Genomic DNA, 19,145 nt, shown 5'->3' with positions numbered 1-19,145 from the left:
ACGCGCTACAGTCCACAGCAGGCGCCAGCAAGAGCGCCTCACTGACCTGATGACGAGGATCGACCATGCTTTCATCCACCCCGACGCCGCACTACGCGCGCCTGTCCATCATCCTGCACTGGCTGATGCTGGTGCTGCTCGCCGCGGTGTACGCCTGTATCGAGTTTCGCGGTCTGTTCCCCCGCGACAGCGCCGAACGCGACCTGATCAAGAGCCTGCACTTCATGCTCGGCCTGACCGTGTTCGTGCTGGTGTGGCTGCGCCTGGCCATGCGCGTGATGCGTCCGACGCCGCCGATCCTGCCCCGGCCACCGGCCTGGCAGACCGGCCTGGCGCACCTGATGCACGCATTGCTGTATCTGCTGATGATCGGCATGCCGGTCGCCGGCTGGCTGATCCTCAGCGCAGCGGGCAAGCCTATCCCCTTCTATGGACTGGAGTTGCCCGCGCTGATCGGCAAGGACCCGGACCTGGCCAAGTTCATCAAAGGCTGGCACGAGCAGATCGGCACTTGGGGCTACTGGCTGATCGGCCTGCATGCGCTGGCCGGCCTCTACCACCACTACGTGCGCCGCGACAACACGCTGCTGCGCATGCTGCCCTACAAGTAACCGCGGCGCCCCTGCAAGCCGCCGGTGTGAACGAAGATCAGGCGAGTGCCACGGGCAAAGCGCCCAGCCTCGACCTGCTCGCGCAGCGCCAGCAGCGCCTTACCGGTATACAGCGCCTCCAGGGGCACCTCGCTGTGGCGCTCGCTGGCGGCGATGAAGTCCAGCAATGCTTCGTCGATCCGGGCGAAGCCCCCGCGGCAAGCGGCGTGCAGGTGATAGCCCGAAACGCCGACCAGCGCCGCGACGTTCTGCGCCACGCCGTGGTCTTCGGGGACCGCCAGCGCACCGTGCACGGGATGCGCGCCCTGCTCGGCCTGCACCAGGCCAGCCAAAGTGGTGCCGGTGCCCACCGCCAGCCACCAGGCGTGATAGTCCGCCCAACCGAGTGCACTGAGCCCCGCGCGGGCCTGCTCGACGATCTGCGCACACCCCACCAACCCGTCCTCGCCGGCGCCGCCTTCGGCGATGCAGTGCCAGCCTGGGTAGCGGGCCTGCCAGGGCCGCCAGAAGTCTTGATGGTGCCGCGCCCGATAACCGGCATAACCCAGCCAATGCAGCTGCATGCCGAACGCCTCCAAATCGCGAACCGTGGGCGTGTCCTGGCGATGACCACGCAGCAGCCCGGCGGTAGCGAAGCCGAAGCGGCGACCCGCGGCCGCGAGGGCGTGCAGGTGATTGGAGTGGTTGCCGCCCAGGCTGATCAGGCCAGGCGCACCGGCCTGACGTGCGCGTTGCAACGGCCGCTGCAGCTTGAACCATTTGTTGCCGCTGATCAGCGGGTCGATCAGGTCCAGGCGCAGGATCGCGCACTCGACGCCCGCCTGCGCCAGCCAGGGCAGGCGCAGCGGGTGCAGCGGCGCGGAGGGAAGGTCTGCGAACATCGGGCGTCTCGTCGAACAGCGGCAAGGCGCCCAAGATTAACAGCTCAACGCCGGGTGGTTCGCCAGCTGTGCGCATTGCCCACATCGATGAAGCGCTCCAGCGTCGGGTGCAGCACCTCGGCGGTTTCGATCCACTGCATCACCTCGCGCTCGGCCAACACGCCTTGCCCGATCAGATCGAAAACATAGCCTTTGGCTGCGTCCACGGCAGCGATCTCGACATCGGCCAGATGGCGCATGTCGTTGAACAACCGTGGACCGCTGATCGCGCAAATCTCCCGCATGTACGCGGTGAAGCCGGGCTGATCGTGCAGTGGACGCTGTTCGGGCAACCGTGCCTGGTCGAAACGCCGAACGATTTCGGCCTGCATCGCGTCGAGCAACGGATTCCCTGCCAGGCTGGCGAAGTGGCTGTTGTTCGGCCCTTTGAGCATGAGCAGATAGTTTTCCACCACCGCGCCAACAGCCAGCTGTCCCGGCCGCAGGCTGATCGTTTCGAGCGGCTTGAGCAGGCGGTCGTCCATGTCCAGGTACACCCCGCCCAGTTCGAACAGCAAGCGGTAGCGCAACACGTCGCTGGCTGCAGCGTGATTACGCCACTGTGGTTGCAGAAAAGCGTCGAACACTCGCCCCTGAGCGCTGGCTTTGAACGAGGTATAGAACGCTTCGCCGGCCAGGCTGACGAATGTCGCGCCGGGGTAACGCAGACGCAGGCGGGTCAATTGCGTCAAGGTCCGCAGCCGCCCCCCCTCACCCAGAAAATGCACCTGCAAGCTGTAGCCGCTTTGTCGGGCCAACGCCACATTGGATTTGAGCGTGGCATCGTGGGCAGCGATCAGCGCAGCGGCGCTACCGATCCATATCTGGTGAATGGCCTTGGGCACTGCCTCGCCCAGCGCCGCCGACTTGAGCATCGGCAACACCGGGCGATCGACGCACTCCAACTCGTAACGTGCCTGCTGGCGTTCGAGTTCACTGGGCAAGCGCGTGGGCCTGGTAACGCTGCGATGACGGGCGGTCAACGCATCGTATTCATAGAACAATCGGTTGTCGGCCGAATACCAGCGACAGGTATCCAGGTCGAAATACACCAATTGACTGCGCTGACCATCGTGCAGACGATGCTCGACACCATCGCGCACCTGACTGCTGTTGATCCCACGTAGATGCAGCAGTGCCGGTGGCCGCCCTACCGGCACCATCGGCATGCCGGCGCGCAGTTGCAGCTTTGGCATGACGTGCCAACGCGGCGAGCCAGCAATGCGCTCGACACGCGTATCAGGATTGGAAAACAGCGAACGGGCCAGCGGACCCTGACCGTCGCCCAGGTAGAAACGCGAGATGCCCTCCAGGCTGTCGTGTACCTCATAGACCCGGTAGTAGCGGCCGTCCAGCCGGACGTGGAGCTTGCCGTCGGCGGCAAACAGGCCTTCGCGTACTCCTGTTTCGATCCGCACCAGCCCGGCCATGGGCGCAGAGCTTGGCACCGGCGTCAAGCTCAGACGCGCGCCCACCGACTGCAGACGTACCGGAGCCTGAGCGCGCGCTGCCGGGATCAGCGTGGGAAAACGGGCATTGGCCAGCCCGGAGATGCTGGTCAGGGCCTGTATCACGTATTCGCCTGCCTCTTGACGCTGGCCTTGAGCGTAGGCGGCATAGCCGTTGAACAGGTAGTAGCCTAACTCGGCCAGGTCCAATACCGTCATCACGCGCGCCGGAAATACCACGCTGAGCAAACGAAAAATCGCCACGGCGATTTCCAAGCCACGCTCAAGTGCCAGTTCTGCCTCGGATAAGGCCAAGCTGTCGGCTTCGGCAGCCAGGAAGGCGAGCCGATAATCGAAGACCTGCTGCGCGAGTGGCTTGTCGATCACGACCGTGGCGATCTGCGCTCCACCCCTGCCTTCGGCGATTTGCCGCAACAGGGGATAGACGGCAGCCTGCTGATGCTTGCCGAAACGCGACAGCCAGTACCGCAGCGTTGCCTGCCAGGCTGATGGCATGCCGATTCCCGCCAGTTCCTGGCGCAGTATCGCGACCAGCGCGCTGCGCGACTGGCAGCGTCTGAATGGCTGCCCAGACGGGTGATCCGGAAGATAGCAGAGGATGGAAGACTCACCACGAATGGAGAAGATCAGCACGTCCCGCAGCGAGTTACCAGCGATCGCCAGGCCCTCCACCCGTGCGCCACTGCGTGGCGACTCGGAGGGCGCAAGCACCTCGAGCACCAGCCTATGCCCCGAGTCGTCGAGCACGCCACAGGCGTTGGCCAACAACGCATCCAGGCGCAACCGCGTTTCGAACTGCGACAGCGCAGCGGTGCGGCTCGCCTCGAACCCCGCTTGCGTGGTCGGCCGCATCGCATCGGTGAGCAACTGCACATAGCGTCCAGGCAAATCGAGTTGCTGCCCCAGCGTCTCCAGATAGGACGCGTTCAGGCGTGTGGCCTGGACGAGCGTAAGGCCCTCGAACTGAACCTGCCAGGTGGCATCGGCACGTGCATGCATGCGCATCGCCAGGTATTCCACCAGCGTGCACTCCACCACGCTGGGTTGGACATGCCCCCGCTCGGGCTCGACGCCGGGCGCAAGCTCCGAACCGACCCTCTCTGCTGAGAACTGTGTGATGGTGATCATCACCTTGACCTGCACCGGATCGATGGCCAAGCCGCGTGCGGCCAAGGCATCAGCAATGCGTTGGCGGGCGAAGGTCTCGAAAGACGGCAGTGCCAGCCAAAAGCGCTCGGCCTGGGCCTGCTGTTCCAGTAGCGACAGGATCAACGCGTCCAACTGCGCCTGACGCGTGGCAGTGAGCTCGCGCAGGCCCATCGGCAACTGGGCACGCAAGGCCTGTCGATGTGCAACGAAGGCCTGCAGGTCGTGCAGTGCACGCGGGGGTGATGCATCCAGCCCCAGTTTCGGGTTCCACAGCGACAATCCGTTCGCCAGTGCATTGCTGCGCCAGGCGGCGATCTGCTGCTCGGCCAGGGCTTCGAAGGGGTTGTCGTCGATGGGCCGAGCGAACAGCTCGAAGCCACCGCCCAAGCGGGCGCGCTCGCCAAGGATCCGCGCTTGATCGACAGCGCCCAATCGACGCAGCAGCGCCTGCAACCAAGGGCCCTGCCCCGCCAATGCCATCGCCACCCCATGCAACGCCTCCTGCAAGTGCGCATGGGCTCGCACGAAACCGAAATAGCCGGTGCAATAGAGCACTGTGGTACCGGTCAGGGTCTGCCGTTCGGTCACTCGACCGAGCGCTGGCTGATAGCCCGCAGGCTCGGTGCACACCGCCATCACACCTGGCAAAAGCACTTCTTGGCCATCACCCCAGGTCCGCGCGACCAGTGCATAGACACCGCGTCGGGTGCTGCGATCAACCAGACGCGGGTGCGCGACGATGTCCTCGACCAACGTCACAGCCTCAGGCGCGATCCATCCAGCCGCTGCGAACAATTCCACGCTCTCGCGCAGGCTTTGGCGCACCTGAATCTGCAAGGCCAAGCGTCGACTGTCCTCGGACACGCGTTGCGGTACGTCCCAATAGGTCGACGCGTCAGCCGCCCAGCGCGCCGCGACACGCTGCACATCGATCGGCTGCAACGCCTCACGCAGTTGCTCCAGGGTCAGGCCAGGCAACGTCTCGGGCAACTGCACGGCATCGGCACGCAACGACAGCGCCGCGTCAGCCGGCTCGAAGTCGCCTGGCGCCGCCGGCTGCCCCTGCCGAGCCTGTTGCAACAACTCGAACAACGAACGGGCCGCGAGCACTGCACGTTGCCCCGATTCATCGGCAGGGCCTAGCTGCAGCAGGTAGAGATCGAGGTCGAGCACGCCGGGCAGGCGGGCTTCGAACAAGGCGCGGGCCGCCGTGTCGAGCGACGGGAGACCGTGGACGTCGGGCAGCCCCTCTGGCAGTTGCGCCAGCAGCGCGGCGGACGGATCGAGCGAGGACATGAGGCACTCTCCAAGCGAAAAGCCTGGAGCTTGCCGAGGGCCCAACCGCCGCCGGTGCTAACTATGTAGAGCCCTCACAAGGCGGCGGCCAGCCGCGAACCCTGGTCGATGGCGCGCTTGGCGTCGAGTTCGGCGGCCACATCGGCGCCGCCGATCAGGTGTACCGATTGGCCCCTGGCCAGCAACCCGTCATGAAGTTCGCGCAAGGGCTCCTGGCCGGCGCAGACGACCACATTGTCCACCGCCAGCACCTGCGGCTCGCCGTCAGCAATGCGTACGTGCAGGCCTTCGTCGTCTATCTTCAGGTAGTCCACGGCGTTGAGCATCTGCACCTGCTTGTTCTTCAGGCCGGTGCGATGAATCCAGCCAGTGGTCTTGCCCAGGCCGTCGCCGACCTTGCTCTTCTTGCGTTGCAGCAAGTAGACCTGCCGTGCCGGCGCCTGCGGCTCGGGGTGGATCCCCGCTACACCACCACGGGCGCGCAGATCGGTGTCGATCCCCCATTCGCGCCAGAACGCCTCTCGGTCGAGGCTGGTGGCGGTGCCAGCGTGCACCAGGTACTCGGACACATCGAAGCCGATGCCGCCTGCGCCAATCACCGCCACGCGCTCACCCACCGGCTTGCGCTCAAGCAGCACGTCCAGGTAGCTCAGCACCTTGGCATGCTCGATACCGGGGATGGACGGGGTACGCGGAGTAATACCGGTGGCCAGGATCACCTCGTCGAAACCGCCCGCCACCAGGTCGTCGACACCCACCCGCGTGTTCAAGCGCAGATGTACACCGGTCTGAGTCAGTTGGTGGGCGAAATAGCGCAGGGTTTCGTTGAACTCCTCTTTGCCCGGCACACGCTTGGCGACGTTGAACTGGCCACCGATCTCACCTGCCGCGTCGAACAGGGTCACCTGATGACCGCGTTCGGCCGCCACGCTGGCCGCTGCCATCCCAGCGGGACCGGCGCCCACCACGGCGATGCGCTTGGCCACGGCCGCCGGCAGGTAGTTCAGCTCGGTCTCGTGGCAGGCGCGTGGGTTGACCAGGCAACTGGTGAGCTTGCCACCGAAGGTGTGATCCAGGCAGGCCTGGTTGCAGCCGATGCAGGTGTTGATCGCTGCCGCGCGCCCCTGCGCGGCCTTGTTGACGAATTCGGGATCGGCGAGGAAAGGCCTGGCCATGGACACCATGTCGGCGTCGCCCTCGGCCAGTACCTGCTCGGCCACCTCCGGGGTGTTGATGCGATTGGTGGTGATCAACGGGATGCCCACCGCGCCGCGCAGCTTGGCAGTGACCTTGCTGAACGCCGCCCGCGGCACCTTGGTGGCGATGGTCGGGATCCGTGCCTCGTGCCAGCCGATACCGGTGTTGATCAGCGTTGCGCCCGCCTGCTCGATGGCCTTGGCCAGCTGCTCGATTTCCGCCCAGTCGCTGCCACCTTCGACCAGGTCGAGCATCGACAGGCGGAAGATGATGATGAATTCGCGGCCCACCGCTTCGCGCACCCGGCGCACGATCTCCACCGCCAGGCGCATGCGGTTCTCATAGCTGCCACCCCAGCGGTCGGTACGCTGGTTGGTGTGGGCGGCGAGGAACTGATTGATGAAGTAGCCTTCCGAGCCCATCACCTCGACCCCGTCGTAACCTGCGGACTGGGCCAGGCGCGCGCAGTTGACGAAATCGCCTATCTGCTTCTCGATGCCCTCTTCGTCCAGCGCCTTGGGCTTGAACGGGTTGATCGGTGCCTGGATCGCACTCGGGGCGACCTGACGGGGACTGTAGGCGTAGCGTCCGGCGTGCAGGATCTGCAAGCAGATCTTGCCGCCTGCGGCATGCACCGCGTCAGTGACCAGGCGATGCTGTTCGGCCTCCTGTTCGGTGCTGAGCTTGGCGGCACCGGCGTACACGCCGCCTTCGTCATTCGGTGCGATGCCGCCGGTCACCATCAGGCCGACGCCGCCGCGCGCACGCTCGGCAAAATAGGCGGCCATGCGCTCGAAGCCGCCGGGACGTTCTTCCAGACCGGTGTGCATGGAGCCCATCAGGGTGCGGTTGCGCAGTACAGTGAAGCCCAGGTCGAGAGGGGCCAGCAGGTGGGGATAGTGTTGAGCGGCCATGGAGGTCTCCACAGAGGGCATGATCACGGAATGCGGGCGCCTCGTCCGGGCCCCGTCGGTTGTCTGGCAGTGACATTAAACAGGCGTTTGAACGGGCTCAATGATCGAAACTGACAATTCGTTGATCCTGACGTGCAGCACGACTACCCTAGGACACCGTCCTTTCAAGGTGCCGTATCGCTTCATGCGCAAACTTCTGGCAAGCGCCCTGGCGCTGGTGATGATCGCCGCCCTGTGCGGCTACGCCTTCTGGACCCAGCAGCGCCCGGAAGGCCACTACCTCTCCGACCTGCGCATCGAGCGGGTGCTCGACCAAGGCGTGCCTGGCGATCGTGGCAATCTGCTGGGGATCGAGCCGCTGCTCTACCCTAGCGACTACCAAAACCTCGAACGGATGCACCGCAAGCTCTCGGCTTACCTGAGTCAAGCCCGTGATCAGGGCCTGGTCAGCTCGCGCACGGTGGTGGTGCTGCCCGAGCACATCGGCACCTGGCTGTGGGCGCGCGGCGAGAAGAACGAGCTGTACCAGGTCACTCGCTTGCGCGACGCCTGGCAGTGGCTGGAATTGAGCAACCCCTTGCACTACGGCCTGGCCATGCTGGCCGCGACCGGCGACGACCGTCGCTCAGACGCGCATCTGCGCATGAAGGCGCGGCAGATGGCGGCCGACTATCAACAGCTCTTTGGCGGTCTGGCCCGCGAGTTCGGCGTCACCCTGGTGGCCGGTTCCATCGTGCTGCCAGCGCCCTACGTCGAAGAGGGCCGACTCAAGGTCGGCAGCGGCCCGCTGTACAACAGCAGCCTGGTGTTCGCCAGTGACGGCTCGCCGCTTGGGCAACCGCAGTTGCAGCAGTATGTCGACAGTGAAGCACGGCGTTACGTCGACGATGGCCAGTCACGCCCATTGCGCGTGCTGCAGACCCCGGCCGGACGCCTGGGGGTGCTGGTCGGCAGCGACAGTTGGTACCCGCGCAACCACGAACAACTGGTGCGCCAATCGGCACAATTGATCGCCAACCCCGTATTTCTCAGCGGCAAGGGCAGTTGGCAACAACCGTGGCGGGGCAATCGCCATCAAGCTGCAGCGGCCGAGTTGCCGTTGGCCAAGGGCCAGACCAGCGAAGAGAGGGCGTGGCACCAGTTGACCCGAGCGGCCAACCCTGGCCTGCCCAGCCTCAGCGTGTTCATGCGTGGACAGTTCTGGGAGCTGGGCAGCGACGGCCAGGGTTTCGCCAACCAGGCAGGCGAGCAGTTGATGGGCCGACCGAGCCCGGGCGCGCGCCTGCTGAACCTGTGGCTGTAGATTGATGCGCGAGCGCGTGCGCCTGGGTGATCTGTCAGTCGGATTCGTCCAGCCTTTGACCCAAGCCATGCGTGAACTGGGCCATGATCCGGCACCCTTGCTACAGCGCTACGGCCTGGATGCACCGCGCCTGGATGAGGCCGGGGCACGCCTGTCGATCCCGCGCTACATGCACCTGGGTCATGCGGCCATCGAGCTGTGTGGCGAGCCGGCGCTGGGTCTGCACATGGGCCGCCTCAGCCGGCTGGCGCAGGCAGGCCTGGCCGGAGTGACCGCCGCGCAGGCACCGACCGTGCGCGAAGCGGCGCACACACTGCTGCGTTTCGAGCCACTGTATGCCGCCAACTACCGGGGCAGCTCTGCGTTCATCGAAGACCCACAGGGCGCCTGGCTGCGGTTCTACTCGATCAGCCCCTACAACGCCTATAACCGCTTCGTCGTCGACTCGGTGCTTTCCGGGTGGCTGGCGCAACTGTCAGCCGTAACGGGCACACCCGCCATCGCTGACCGTTTGGACATCGAGTTCGAAGCGCCTGCGTACTGCGCCCAGTATCAAAGCCTGTGCAGTGCGCCCGTGCAGTTCGATGCCGGCTGCAATCAACTGCACCTTGCCCACGAGGTGCTCGATGCGCGCAATCCGCAGCACTGCCCCAGCACCTGGCGACATTTGCTGCAACTGTGCGAGGCCGAGTGGGTACAGCGCACCCGTGTGCGCAGCCTGAGCGAGCGCATCATTCATCTGCTGGGCCCCTTGCTCAGCGGTGGACGCGAGCCTGACTTGGAGCAGGTGTCGCAACAGTTGCACATGCCCAGTTGGACCTTGCGGCGCAAGCTCTCTGAAGAGGGGGCGAGTTTCCGCAGCCTGCTCAACGACACACGACGCGACCTCGCGCAGACCTACATCCGCGATACCGCGCTGGCCTTCGGGGAGATCGCCTATCTGTTGGGGTTCGCTTCGGCAGAGGCCTTCCAGCGCGCATTCAAGCGCTGGACGGGCCTGACGCCGGGGGAGTTTCGCCGCCAGCAGCGGCGAATGGGTTAAAGCTCGGTGGCGTCTTCTGCCTGCTCGGGGATGTCCAGTTCGTACGCCTGGAACTCGAGCAACTCTTCCTGATAATCGTCCATGGGCCTGCCTCCTCTCGCTCATCTTCTCGTCTGTGGCCGTCACGCTAAGCGGGCCAGGTTAAAACATCATGACAAACCTATGAGCGAGGACATCGGCGAGAGGTTCACTCGCTCTGTTGCAGCGGTGCGGTCTGCTCGTCGCTGGCGGGCGCTGGAGACTGCACCTGGAGGGGCGCGGGATCGGCCGGCGGCGCCACGGGCTGGGATCCTTGACTGTCGTCGAGGGCTGGGGCTGCCGAGGTCTGGTTCGCCGTAGGCACAGCTACAGGCGCGACTGGACTTTGCGGGACCGCCTGGACGGAGCTGACCGGTGCCGCCGCGGCTGCCGGAGGATTGGCCGGTGTCAGCCCCGCGGGCTCCGGCAGTCCCAGCGCCTGCGCAGGTTGTTGCGCCTTTGGTGCTTCGGCCTGCGGCTCGAGCCTGCTCGATGTGCGCGGCTTGGGCAGGTAGTTCTCCACCAACGCGAAATAGCGGTCGTAGAACTGCGGCGAGGACACGGTTTCGCTGGCGACCTTGACCATGGAATCGTCGGTGGAGCCGATAGGCATCGACAACGAGCCCAGCACGCCCACACCGACACTGGCCGAGGTGTTGGATTTCTTCAGGGCGTAGCGGTCCTGCAAGGCGTTGGCGAAGATGGTCGAGCGCTGCTCGTCGTTGCTGTCCGGCACGCAGGTGATGTTGAAGCTGATCTGCAGATGGTTCTCGGCGTTCTGCTGGAAACTCTTGTTGCCTGCCACCTGATTGGCATCGCTGCTGGTGATGATGTAGCCCTGGCTCAGCAAGGCTCGGCGCGCTGCCTCGCATGAACCGGCCTCCCCCACCGCGAAGGTGCGCGAGAAGGTGCCTGAGTCGGCGAAGTTTTCATGCTCGTAGACCGCTGCCTTCTTCGTGGCGCAGCCGGCGAGGCCCGCCAGCGTCAGGGCCAGCCCGAGCGCTACGCAGACGTTAGATCTGGACATTGTCGATTCCGGGTAAACGAATGGGGCGTATTGTGCAACACATCCCTCGATGGCAGGAACCGCCGGTCGATGAAGATGCGTTCAGCATCGCACCTGCAAGGCTTTGGCCAGGCCTCTAATGGCAGGCACAAAAAAAGCGACCCTCAGGTCGCTTGATTTGAGCTTCGAGACGTTCAGTGACCTCGAGGCGAGTATGGCGCAGCGGACGGGACTCGAACCCGCGACCCCCGGCGTGACAGGCCGGTATTCTAACCGACTGAACTACCGCTGCGTATCGCACAGGCCATGGCCTGTTTGAAACTGGGATCTGCTCGCCGGCGCAAGACGCTGGCGTTGCAGGCACAAAAAAGGCGACTCGTTTCATCGCCTTGATTGCCGCCTCGAAGAGTTCTAGGGCTTCGAAGCATAAGATGGCGCAGCGGACGGGACTCGAACCCGCGACCCCCGGCGTGACAGGCCGGTATTCTAACCGACTGAACTACCGCTGCGTATCTCACAGGCCGAGGCCTGCTTGAAACTAGGATCTGGCCTTAAGGATTTGCCTTATGACCACGGACCGGTGAATCTCACCCATCCGTTGAAGAAGTGGCGCAGCGGACGGGACTCGAACCCGCGACCCCCGGCGTGACAGGCCGGTATTCTAACCGACTGAACTACCGCTGCGCATAGTGGACTTGCGTCCTGTTCCTCTCTGCTGGAAAGCTTCGTTGGAAGCGTTCCGGTCCAGGAACTCTCAGGAAGTGGTGGGTGATGACGGGATCGAACCGCCGACCCTCTGCTTGTAAGGCAGATGCTCTCCCGGCTGAGCTAATCACCCCCGCGATGTTGCTTGTTGCGTTTGCTTCGCTGAGGCCGCGAAATTTACGCAGGTGCCGAAGCTAAGTCAATAGCCCTGTTGAGTTTTTTTCAAAAACAGCGGAAAGCTTCAAGCCGCAAGTGGCGAGAAAAAGCCTGATCGCATGTGAACGCGCCGGCAGGCTCGACAGCGCTCCTACTTGTAGCTTGCCGCTTAAAACTTGCCGCTCAGTTGTAGATCATCTTGCGGGTCATGCCGCCGTCGACCACGAACTCCTGGCCGGTGACGAAGCTGGCCTGACGCGACAGCAACCAGGCCACCAGCGCAGCCACATCCTCCACAGTCCCTACCCGACCTGCCGGGTGCTGGGCGTGGTCGGCGTCGCTCAAAGGCTCGGCGCGGCGCTGCGACGGGTCGCGTGCGTCGATCCAGCCGGGGCTCACCGCGTTGACGCGAATCTCCGGCGCCAAGCTGATGGCCAAGGCATGGGTCAGGGCAACCAGGCCACCCTTGCTCGCGGCATAGGCCTCGGTATCCGGTTCAGACTGACGGGCGCGGGTCGACGCCAGGTTGACGATCGAACCGCCGTGGGCACGCAGGTACGGTGCACAATGCTTGGCCAGCAGCATCGCACCGCTGAGGTTGACCGCCAGCACCCTGTTCCACTGCGCCAGGCTGAGGCTTTCCAAGGTGTGGTTGTGGGGATTGGCGATGGCCGCGTTGCACACCAGCGCATCCAGACGACCGAACTGGCCGAGCACCTCGGCGACGCCCGCGATGACCTGGGCCTCGTCGGCCACATCCATGGCGATGAACCAGGCATTGCTGCCCAGTGCCTTGGCCACCTTGGCGCCGCGTGGGCGATCCAGGTCGGTGAGCACCACTTGCCAGCCTTCGCAGATCAGCCAGGCGGCGATGCCCAGACCAATGCCGCGCGCGGCACCGGTCACCAAGGCGACCCGACCGTTGTGGTCGGGCGCCTCACCTGGCCAGTCGATCACAGCGCGGCCAGGCCGCGGGCGAGATCGGCCTGCAGATCGGCCACGTCTTCCAGCCCCACGGCCACGCGAATGAGGCTGTCACGAATACCGGCAGCTTCGCGCTCCTGTGGCGTCAGGCGACCATGGGAAGTGGTTGCCGGATGGGCAATGGTGGTCTTGCTGTCACCCAGGTTGGTGGTGATGGAGATCACCCGAGTGGCGTCGATGAAGCGCCAGGCGCCCTCTTTGCCACCCTTGACCTCGAAGCTGACGACCGCGCCGAAGCCACTCATCTGCCGTTTGGCCAACTCATGCTGGGGATGGCTGGGCAGACCCGCGTAATGCACTTTCTCGATACCGTCCTGGCGCTCCAGCCATTCGGCCAAGGCCTGAGCGCTCTCGCAGTGCGCACGCATGCGCAGCTTGAGCGTCTCCAGGCCCTTGGTGAAGATCCACGCATTGAAGGGGCTGAGCGTCGGGCCTGCGGTGCGCAGGAAACCCACCACTTCCTTCATCTGCTCGGCACGCCCGGCTACCGCACCGCCCATGCAACGGCCCTGGCCGTCGATGAACTTGGTCGCGGAATGGAAGACGATATCGGCGCCCAGCTTCAGGGGCTGCTGCAGCGCTGGCGTGCTGAAGCAGTTGTCCACCACCAGCATCGCATCACCGGCGTGGGCGATATCGGCCAGCGCGCGGATATCCACCAGCTCGGCCAGTGGATTGGACGGCGACTCGACGATCAACAGTTTGGTGTTGGTCTTCAGCGCACTCTTCCAGGCACCCAGGTCGACCAGCGGCACGTAGTCCACCTGCAGGCCGAAACGCTTGAAGTACTTCTCGAACAAGCTGATGGTCGAGCCAAAGACACTCTGCGACACCAGCACATGATCGCCAGCGCTGCACAGCGACATGACCACGGCCAGAATCGACGCCATGCCCGTGGAGGTGGCCACGGCCTGCTCGGCCCCCTCCATCGCCGCCAGGCGCTCCTCGAAGGCGCGAACCGTCGGGTTGGTGTAACGCGAATAGACGTTACCTGGCGTTTCACCAGCAAACCGCGCAGCCGCATCGGCCGCGGTGCGGAACACATAGCTGGAGGTCAGGAACAGCGCTTCGCTGTGCTCGGCCTCAGGCGTCCGGTGCTGGCCGGCGCGCACTGCCAGGGTGTCGAAACCGACACCCTCCAAGTCGCTGTCCAGCCGTCCGGCCTCCCATTGATCCGTCATGCCGTACTCCTCACAAAGTGCAGATCAGTTGTTGTACAGGTCGATGATCGCGCTGACGGCCTGGGTCTTGACCTTGGCAGCGTCATTGCGCGCCTGTTCGATCCGTTCCAGGTAGACGTCGTCGATGTCGCCGGTGACGTACTCACCGTTGAACACCGCGCAATCGAAATGCTCGATCTTGATCTTGCCGCCACCGACCGAGTCGATCAGGTCCGGGAGGTCCTGATAGATCAGCCAGTCGGCGCCGATCAACTCGGCCACCTGTTCAGTGGTACGGTTGTGGGCGATCAGCTCGTGAGCGCTCGGCATGTCGATGCCGTAGACGTTGGGGTAGCGTACAGCGGGCGCTGCGGAGCAGAAGTAGACATTCTTCGCCCCGGCCTCGCGGGCCATCTGGATGATCTGTTTGCAGGTGGTGCCGCGCACGATCGAGTCGTCCACCAGCATCACGTTCTTGCCACGGAATTCCAATTCGATGGCATTGAGCTTCTGCCGTACCGACTTCTTGCGTGCCGCCTGGCCAGGCATGATGAAGGTGCGGCCGATGTAGCGATTCTTGACGAAGCCTTCACGGAATTTCACGCCCAGGTGGTTGGCCAGTTCCAGGGCTGCGGTGCGGCTGGTGTCCGGAATCGGGATGACGACGTCGATGTCGTGCTCGGGGCGCTCGCGACGGATCTTGTCGGCCAGCTTCTCACCCATGCGCAGACGCGCCTTGTACACCGAAACGCCATCCATGATGGAGTCGGGGCGGGCCAGGTAGACGTGCTCGAAGATGCACGGTTGCAACAGGGGGGCATCTGCGCACTGCTTGGTGTGCATCTGTCCGTCTTCGGTGATGTACACCGCTTCGCCCGGCGCCAGGTCGCGGATCAGGGTAAAGCCCAGCACGTCCAGGGCCACGCTTTCGGAGGCAATCATGTACTCGACGCCTTCGTCGGTGTGGCGCTGGCCGAAGACCACCGGACGAATGCCGTTGGGATCACGGAAACCGACGATACCGTAGCCGGTGATCATCGCCACCACGGCGTAGCCACCGACACAGCGGCTGTGCACATGGGACACCGCCGCGAACACATCGTCCTCGGTCGGCTGCAGCTTGCCGCGCACGGCCAGCTCGTGGGCAAACACGTTGAGCAGCACTTCCGAGTCGGAGTTGGTGTTGACGTGGCGCAGGTCGGACTCGTAGATCTCCTTGGCCAACTGCTCGACGTTGGTCAAGTTGCCGTTGTGCGCCAAGGTGATGCCGTACGGCGAGTTGACATAGAACGGCTGGGCCTCGGCCGAAGTCGAGCTGCCCGCCGTGGGGTAGCGCACGTGGCCGATGCCCATGTGACCGACCAGGCGCTGCATGTGGCGCTGCTGGAATACATCGCGCACCAGGCCATTATCCTTGCGCAGGAACAACCGGCCATCATGGCTGGTCACGATACCGGCAGCGTCCTGGCCGCGGTGCTGGAGGACGGTTAGCGCGTCATACAGCGCCTGATTGACGTTCGACTTACCGACGATACCGACGATGCCACACATGCGACGCAACCCCTACTTTGATGAAACGGAGTGAAAAGCGCTCAGGGCCGGGAAGGTCCGAGCAACTGTTCCTTGAACGGAAGATCAACCGGTGAGCTGACCCCATTGGACATCCACTGACCCGCGAAGCCCAGGATCAGGTTCTTCGACCAGTCAGCGACCAATAGAAACTGTGGTATCAGGCGTGATTCCTGCCACCACGAATCCTGTTGTACCGGCCCCAGGCTGAGCAGCCCGACGGCCACCACCACCAGCAAGCCTCCGCGCGCGGCGCCGAAGGCCATGCCGAGAAAGCGATCGGTGCCGGACAGCCCGGTCACGCGGATCAGCTCGCCGATGAGGAAATTGATCATCGCCCCCACCAGCAGCGTGGCGATGAAGAGAATGGTGCAGCCTGCGATGACCCGTGCCGAAGGCGTCTGGATATAGCTTTCCAGGTACTGCGACAGGGACCCGCCGAACATCCACGCCACCGCGCCGGCAACGATCCAGATGAGCAGGGACAAGGCTTCCTTGACGAAACCGCGCTTGAGACTGATCAGTGAGGAAATGGCGATGATCGCGATGATCGCCCAATCAACCCAGGTAAATGCCACGGTACGGCCTGCAGACGTTTGAGGCGGCGCATTTTAGCAGAGCATAGGGCGTGGGGTAAGCGGAAAGTCACGCCGTTGCAGGCTTGCAGCTTGACTCCGAGGACAACTCGACAGGCCTTGGCACCCCACCCGCGCGCACAAAAAGGCCCTGGTCGGCCGACGCTTGAGCGCAGGCTGAACAGGGCCGCATGGACTCAACCGCGCTCAGGCTGGAAACGCACCACGATGCCCTTGAGGCTCTGCTGGCGGTTGATCGTATCGCGTAGACGCTCGGCTTCGGCACGGTCGATGATCGGGCCGACGAATACCCGATTCAGTCCACCGGTGGAGCGGATGTAGGCGTTGTAGCCTTGGCTGCGCAGGGTTTTCTGCAGAGTGTCGGCGCCTGCACGATTGGACAGGCTGGCCAATTGGATCGACCAACTCACCGGCAAACCATTGGCATCGACCTTGGAAGCCGCCGCCGGTTTGCTGGCCGTTGCACTGACCGCAGGGGGCTGGCCAGCCGGTTGTGCAGCACGACTTTCGACCTTGGCCTCGGCAACGGGCGCCTGAGGCTTGGCGGCGGGCTGGGTGTTCTGCGACGGCGACGGTGTGATCGGCTGGCTGGGAGCGCTGGGAGGCGCTGTGGACTCATCGACCACCACCGGCGCCTGCTCGGAAAGATCGGGCAGCGGCTGAGGCTCAGGCACCTGGACAGGCTCGACCTTGACCTCGGACGGGCTTGGCATCGCCGGGGCTTGAGGCACTTCGACATGCACCTGGCGCATCTCGTCCTCACGGGTGAACAGCATGGGCAGGAAGATCACCGCCAGCGCCACCAGCACCAGCGCACCCACCATGCGCTGCTTCATTCCCTTATCCAGCACTGCCATCTACTCCATCCTCCAGGGCCTGCCGCTCAAGCCATTCAAGGGCCTGGCCGACGCAGAAAAACGAACCGAACAGCAGGATCTGGTCATCTGCCGTTGCCTGCGCACAGTGCCCCTCGAGGGCAGCGGCGACACTGGCATATGACTTCACCGTCGCGCCGTGGTTCGTCAAGGCCATGGCAAGCTCCTGCCCGGTGCGACTGCGCGGCGTCTCAAGCGGCGCCACCGCCCAGGAGTCGACCAGTGGCAGCAACGGCGCGACCACGCCCTCGAGATCCTTGTCCGCCAGCAGCCCGAACACCGCCAGGCGGCGCCCGGAGACAGGCCGGGTGGCCAAGCGGCGTGCCAGGTACTCGGCAGCATGGGGGTTGTGGCCGACATCCAGGAGCAATTCCAACCGTTGGCCGCGCCACGTCACCGTGCGACGGTCGAGGCGGCCGGTCATGCGGGTACCCAGCAGCGCCTGGGCGATATCCGACGCAACCCAGGGCAGATCCATCAGCAGGTACGCCTGCACTGCCAGGGCTGCGTTCTCCATCGGCAAGTCGAGCTGGGGCAGATCGACCAACTCCACCGCCTCACCCTTGAGCGTGGTGCCACGCCATTGCCAATGTGCGTCAGTGCTCGCCAGGTCGAAATCGCGCCCGCGCAAGAAGAACGGGCAAGCCAATTCGGACACTTTGTCCAGCAGCGGCTGGGGCGGGTCGAGATCGCCGCACAAGGCTGGCGTGCCTTGGCGGAAGATACCGGCCTTCTCGAAGGCCACCTGCTCCCGGGTATCGCCCAGATAGTCGACATGGTCCACGCCGATGCTGGTCACCAGCGACAGGTCGGCGTCGATCAGGTTGACGGCGTCCAGACGCCCGCCTAGCCCCACTTCAAGCACCACGGCATCCAAGGACGACTGGCTGAACAACCAGAAGGCCGCCAGGGTACCCATCTCGAAATAGGTCAGGGAGATTTCGCCACGCGCGGCCTCTACGGCAGCGAAGGCCCGGCACAGGTCACGGTCGCTGGCCTCGTTGCCATCGATCTGTACCCGCTCGTTGTAGCGCACCAGGTGCGGCGAGCTGTAGACGCCCACCTTGAGCCCCTGGGCGCGCAACAGCGCGGCGACGAAGGCACAGGTCGAGCCTTTGCCATTGGTGCCGGTTACCGTCACCACTCGCGCAGCCAGGCGCCCCAGGTCGAGGCGCGCCAGCACCTGCCGGCATCGCTCGAGGCCCATGTCGATCGCCGAGGGATGCAGTTGTTCCAGGTAAGCGAGCCACTCGCCCAGGGTACGCTCGCTCATCACGCGACGACGGCGGCTTCTTGGGCCTGCTCAGGCGTGGCCTGGCCGGTCATTTGCGCCAGCAGTCGGGCCAGGCGCGGACGCAGTTCCTGACGCGAAATGATCAGGTCGATGGCGCCGTGCTCCAGCAGGAATTCGCTGCGCTGGAAGCCCTCGGGAAGCTTCTCGCGCACGGTCTGCTCGATCACGCGTGGGCCGGCGAAGCCGATCAGCGCCTTGGGCTCGCCGACGATGACGTCGCCGAGCATGGCCAGACTGGCCGATACACCACCGTAGACCGGATCGGTCAGCACCGAAATGAACGGAATGCCTTCTTCACGCAGACGTGCCAGCACCGCAGAGGTCTTGGCCATCTGCATCAGCGAGATCAGCGCTTCCTGCATGCGCGCACCACCCGAGGCGGAGAAGCAGATCATCGGGCAACGGTGTTCCAGCGCATGGTTTGCAGCGCGGACGAACCGTTCACCGACGATGGCGCCCATGGAACCGCCCATGAACGAGAACTCGAAGGCACTGACGACCACCGGCAGACCCATCAGCGTTCCACTGACCGACACCAGGGCATCTTTTTCGCCCGTCTGCTTCTGAGCAGCGGTCAGGCGGTCCTTGTACTTCTTGCCATCACGGAATTTCAGACGGTCGACCGGCTCCAGGTCGGCACCCAATTCGGCACGCCCTTCGGCATCGAGGAAGATATCGATACGCTCACGGGCACCGATGCGCATGTGATGATTGCACTTGGGGCAGACGTCCAGGGTTTTTTCCAGCTCCGGACGATACAGCACGGCTTCGCAGGATGGGCACTTGTGCCACAGGCCTTCCGGTACCGAGCTCTTCTTCACCTCGGAACGCATGATCGAAGGGATCAGTTTGTCTACCAACCAGTTGCTCATGCTCTATTT

At 64.3% G+C, this 19,145-nt stretch carries 14 protein-coding genes and 4 tRNA genes; 3 read left to right on the top strand and 15 right to left on the bottom strand.

Annotated features, from left to right (window positions below):
• The first annotated feature begins 65 nt into the window (after positions 1-65).
• Positions 66-611: a cytochrome b gene (locus tag Q7C30_RS14240; RefSeq protein WP_317871856.1), complete on the top strand. Its 546-nt coding sequence runs from the start codon at positions 66-68 to the stop codon at positions 609-611.
• Here Q7C30_RS14240 and Q7C30_RS14235 read toward each other — a convergent pair.
• The 3 genes from Q7C30_RS14235 to Q7C30_RS14225 all read right to left on the bottom strand — a co-directional run bounded on the left by Q7C30_RS14235 (position 602) and on the right by Q7C30_RS14225 (position 7,556).
• On the bottom strand, positions 602-1,492 hold the full coding sequence (locus Q7C30_RS14235; RefSeq protein ID WP_317871855.1) for a pyridoxal-phosphate dependent enzyme: 891 nt from the start codon (positions 1,490-1,492) through the stop codon (positions 602-604). The two genes, Q7C30_RS14240 and Q7C30_RS14235, sit on opposite strands and share 10 nt — an antisense overlap.
• Before the next feature lie 44 nt (positions 1,493-1,536).
• Positions 1,537-5,445 carry a glycosyltransferase gene (locus Q7C30_RS14230; protein WP_317871854.1) on the bottom strand — a complete coding sequence of 1,303 codons (3,909 nt, stop codon included), beginning with the start codon at positions 5,443-5,445 and terminating at the stop codon, positions 1,537-1,539.
• A 74-nt stretch (positions 5,446-5,519) separates the two neighbouring features.
• Complete coding sequence (locus Q7C30_RS14225) at positions 5,520-7,556, bottom strand: NADPH-dependent 2,4-dienoyl-CoA reductase (RefSeq protein ID WP_317871853.1); 2,037 nt, start codon at positions 7,554-7,556, stop codon at positions 5,520-5,522.
• 184 nt (positions 7,557-7,740) lie between these two features.
• On the opposite strand from Q7C30_RS14225, the gene Q7C30_RS14220 reads away from it, so the two are divergent.
• Positions 7,741-8,859: a nitrilase-related carbon-nitrogen hydrolase gene (locus Q7C30_RS14220; protein ID WP_317871852.1), complete on the top strand. Its 1,119-nt coding sequence runs from the start codon at positions 7,741-7,743 to the stop codon at positions 8,857-8,859.
• Position 8,860: 1 nt separating this feature from the next.
• Positions 8,861-9,901, top strand: a complete 1,041-nt coding sequence (locus tag Q7C30_RS14215; protein WP_317871851.1) for an AraC family transcriptional regulator — start codon at positions 8,861-8,863, stop codon at positions 9,899-9,901.
• A gap of 187 nt (positions 9,902-10,088) precedes the next feature.
• Here Q7C30_RS14215 and Q7C30_RS14210 read toward each other — a convergent pair whose 3' ends face one another.
• The 12 genes from Q7C30_RS14210 to accD form a co-directional block, all read right to left on the bottom strand.
• Positions 10,089-10,946 carry a DUF2242 domain-containing protein gene (locus tag Q7C30_RS14210; RefSeq protein ID WP_317871850.1) on the bottom strand — a complete coding sequence of 286 codons (858 nt, stop codon included), beginning with the start codon at positions 10,944-10,946 and terminating at the stop codon, positions 10,089-10,091.
• A gap of 194 nt (positions 10,947-11,140) precedes the next feature.
• Positions 11,141-11,217, bottom strand: a tRNA-Asp gene (locus tag Q7C30_RS14205).
• A gap of 140 nt (positions 11,218-11,357) precedes the next feature.
• A tRNA-Asp gene (locus Q7C30_RS14200) sits at positions 11,358-11,434 on the bottom strand.
• Between the two features lie 98 nt (positions 11,435-11,532).
• Positions 11,533-11,609, bottom strand: a tRNA-Asp gene (locus Q7C30_RS14195).
• 78 nt (positions 11,610-11,687) lie between these two features.
• A tRNA-Val gene (locus tag Q7C30_RS14190) sits at positions 11,688-11,763 on the bottom strand.
• Between the two features lie 206 nt (positions 11,764-11,969).
• The gene (locus Q7C30_RS14185; protein ID WP_029614187.1) at positions 11,970-12,743 is read right to left on the bottom strand and encodes an SDR family oxidoreductase; all 774 of its coding nucleotides are present in this window, start codon (positions 12,741-12,743) and stop codon (positions 11,970-11,972) included.
• The gene (locus Q7C30_RS14180; RefSeq protein WP_029614186.1) at positions 12,740-13,951 is read right to left on the bottom strand and encodes an O-succinylhomoserine sulfhydrylase; all 1,212 of its coding nucleotides are present in this window, start codon (positions 13,949-13,951) and stop codon (positions 12,740-12,742) included. Before Q7C30_RS14180 ends, Q7C30_RS14185 begins: the two co-directional genes overlap by 4 nt.
• A gap of 24 nt (positions 13,952-13,975) precedes the next feature.
• On the bottom strand, positions 13,976-15,481 hold the full coding sequence (purF, locus tag Q7C30_RS14175) for an amidophosphoribosyltransferase (protein ID WP_295483573.1): 1,506 nt from the start codon (positions 15,479-15,481) through the stop codon (positions 13,976-13,978).
• Positions 15,482-15,522: 41 nt separating this feature from the next.
• Positions 15,523-16,077, bottom strand: a complete 555-nt coding sequence (locus Q7C30_RS14170; protein ID WP_317871849.1) for a CvpA family protein — start codon at positions 16,075-16,077, stop codon at positions 15,523-15,525.
• 194 nt (positions 16,078-16,271) lie between these two features.
• Complete coding sequence (locus tag Q7C30_RS14165; RefSeq protein WP_317871848.1) at positions 16,272-16,952, bottom strand: SPOR domain-containing protein; 681 nt, start codon at positions 16,950-16,952, stop codon at positions 16,272-16,274.
• The gene (gene folC / locus Q7C30_RS14160; protein WP_317871847.1) at positions 16,936-18,243 is read right to left on the bottom strand and encodes a bifunctional tetrahydrofolate synthase/dihydrofolate synthase; all 1,308 of its coding nucleotides are present in this window, start codon (positions 18,241-18,243) and stop codon (positions 16,936-16,938) included. The genes Q7C30_RS14165 and folC overlap by 17 nt, the downstream gene beginning before the upstream one ends.
• Positions 18,243-19,136: an acetyl-CoA carboxylase, carboxyltransferase subunit beta gene (accD, locus tag Q7C30_RS14155; RefSeq protein ID WP_029614183.1), complete on the bottom strand. Its 894-nt coding sequence runs from the start codon at positions 19,134-19,136 to the stop codon at positions 18,243-18,245. The genes folC and accD overlap by 1 nt, the downstream gene beginning before the upstream one ends.
• Positions 19,137-19,145 lie beyond the last annotated feature (9 nt).

Origin of the sequence: Pseudomonas sp. RAC1, from assembly GCF_030658255.1 — a bacterium.
GTDB lineage: Bacteria > Pseudomonadota > Gammaproteobacteria > Pseudomonadales > Pseudomonadaceae > Aquipseudomonas > Aquipseudomonas boreofloridensis.
Note: the sequence above shows the minus strand (reverse complement) of the source record. Positions and strands in the feature narration are given on the sequence as shown.

Excerpts from the sequence above, each read along its gene's own strand:
- Q7C30_RS14220 (WP_317871852.1), top strand. The coding sequence starts at position 7,741 with ATGCGCAAACTTCTGGCAAGCGCCCTGGCGCTGGTGATGATCGCCGCC.
- Q7C30_RS14180 (WP_029614186.1), bottom strand. The coding sequence starts at position 13,951 with ATGACGGATCAATGGGAGGCCGGACGGCTGGACAGCGACTTGGAGGGT.
- Q7C30_RS14240 (WP_317871856.1), top strand. The coding sequence starts at position 66 with ATGCTTTCATCCACCCCGACGCCGCACTACGCGCGCCTGTCCATCATC.
- Q7C30_RS14165 (WP_317871848.1), bottom strand. The coding sequence starts at position 16,952 with ATGGCAGTGCTGGATAAGGGAATGAAGCAGCGCATGGTGGGTGCGCTG.
- Q7C30_RS14225 (WP_317871853.1), bottom strand. The coding sequence starts at position 7,556 with ATGGCCGCTCAACACTATCCCCACCTGCTGGCCCCTCTCGACCTGGGC.
- accD (WP_029614183.1), bottom strand. The coding sequence starts at position 19,136 with ATGAGCAACTGGTTGGTAGACAAACTGATCCCTTCGATCATGCGTTCC.
- purF (WP_295483573.1), bottom strand. The coding sequence starts at position 15,481 with ATGTGTGGCATCGTCGGTATCGTCGGTAAGTCGAACGTCAATCAGGCG.
- Q7C30_RS14230 (WP_317871854.1), bottom strand. The coding sequence starts at position 5,445 with ATGTCCTCGCTCGATCCGTCCGCCGCGCTGCTGGCGCAACTGCCAGAG.
- folC (WP_317871847.1), bottom strand. The coding sequence starts at position 18,243 with ATGAGCGAGCGTACCCTGGGCGAGTGGCTCGCTTACCTGGAACAACTG.
- Q7C30_RS14210 (WP_317871850.1), bottom strand. The coding sequence starts at position 10,946 with ATGTCCAGATCTAACGTCTGCGTAGCGCTCGGGCTGGCCCTGACGCTG.
- Q7C30_RS14235 (WP_317871855.1), bottom strand. The coding sequence starts at position 1,492 with ATGTTCGCAGACCTTCCCTCCGCGCCGCTGCACCCGCTGCGCCTGCCC.